This is a genomic window from Pseudomonas sp. HR1, assembly GCF_030175875.1.
Classification (GTDB): Bacteria; Pseudomonadota; Gammaproteobacteria; order Pseudomonadales; family Pseudomonadaceae; genus Chryseomonas; species Chryseomonas oryzihabitans.
On the sequence record NZ_JASNRF010000022.1, the window covers coordinates 1 to 1,413 of the forward strand.

Below are 1,413 nucleotides of genomic sequence, written 5' to 3' on the forward strand. Positions count from 1 at the left end.
GGAGTTTACGGCTACCGCAGGGTCCACAACGATCTGCGTGAGCTGGGGGAGTCCTGTTGCCGGCACTGTGTGGCTCGCCTGATACGGGAAGAAGGGCTGCGCTCGCAGACCGGCTATCGTCAGCGCCCCGGCTACTACGGCGGCAGGCCGACGGTGGCCTCGCCCAATCGCCTGGAGCGGCAGTTCGACGTCGGTGAACCGAACAAAGTCTGGGTCACCGACATCATCTACATCCGTACCTATGAGGGTTGGTTGTACTTGGCGGTGGTGCTGGATCTGCTTTCACGCCAGGTAATTGGCTGGTCGATGAAACCACAGATGTGCAGCGACTTGGCCATTGATGCGTTGCTAATGGCGGTGTGGCGGCGCAAGCCCAAGCAGGAAGTGATGATTCACTCTGACCTTGGCAGCCAGTTCAGCAGTTCGGACTGGCAGATTTTCCTCAAGGCCAACAGCCTGATCAGCAGCATGAGTCGACGCGGTAACTGTCACGACAACGCGGTCGCGGAAAGCTTTTTCCAGTTGCTGAAGCGGGAACGCATCCGACGGAAAACCTACGGAACCCGCGAAGAAGCCCGCAGTGATGTGTTCGATTACATCGAGATGTTCTATAACCCCAAGCGACGGCACAGCAGCGCTATGCAGCTATCGCCAGTGGAGTTTGAAAAGCGCTATTTCCAGAGCTTGGAGAATGTCTAGGAAAGCTGGGCCGATTCATTCAACAATTATCAACTTAGCCGTTAAAGAAGATTGATTTTTAACTAGCCAATATACGGTTCACCCGCTTGGTGCGGGGGTGCTAGGTAACGTTTTTAACGAGACAAGGTTCAGCGTAGCTAATACCGACTTCGTCGGTTCTAACACCTGACGTTGCAGTGCCAACACCGTGGCAGCTTCAACATTCGTAGTAGCTGCCATAGTTCAGAATCTGCGTGATCACATTTGCCGAAGGTTTCGCCTCAGCAATTAGCGTGAGCGTGCTTCGCTGAGGCTGCCTCTGAGGCTACCTCTTGGGCTTGGTCCTTCTGGTCAGCCTGATAATTAGCGATCGCTACTTGGCGAGCCTGCTCCATACGAGCAAAGGTACGATCACCACCACCTTCTGCCATTGCATAGGAAGAGCTTGCTGCGATGGCGAGTAGTACAGAAAGGGATCTGAAAAATTTCATTACTTGTTACCTCGTTCGAAGACACGGGAGACCCAGCGCAGCTCCATAAACAGAGGCTTGGGCTTGTGTCTAAGCTAACCGAGCGTACCTGTCAAAATGCTGATTTGGACATTACGGTTTCGTCAGCAATGCAGACAAGCAGTGAGCGCAAGCGGCCTTGCTTCCAGCGGTCAAAAAAAGGCGCCATTTAGGCGCCGATAGGCCAAAGGAGCGTGGAAAGGCCAAAAAGCAGAGTGTGGGAGCA

Annotated in this window: 2 protein-coding genes; one reads left to right on the forward strand and one right to left on the reverse strand. The window is 53.9% G+C overall.

Annotation, left to right across the window (positions count from 1 at the left end; all coding sequences use genetic code 11):
• A partial coding sequence (locus QKY98_RS23330; protein ID WP_284671667.1) for an IS3 family transposase occupies positions 1–699 on the forward strand: 699 nt, incomplete at its 5' end.
• Positions 700–959: 260 nt separating this feature from the next.
• Here QKY98_RS23330 and QKY98_RS23335 read toward each other — a convergent pair.
• Positions 960–1,169, reverse strand: a complete 210-nt coding sequence (locus tag QKY98_RS23335) for a co-regulatory protein PtrA N-terminal domain-containing protein (protein ID WP_081594590.1) — start codon at positions 1,167–1,169, stop codon at positions 960–962.
• Between the last annotated feature and the right edge of the window lie 244 nt (positions 1,170–1,413).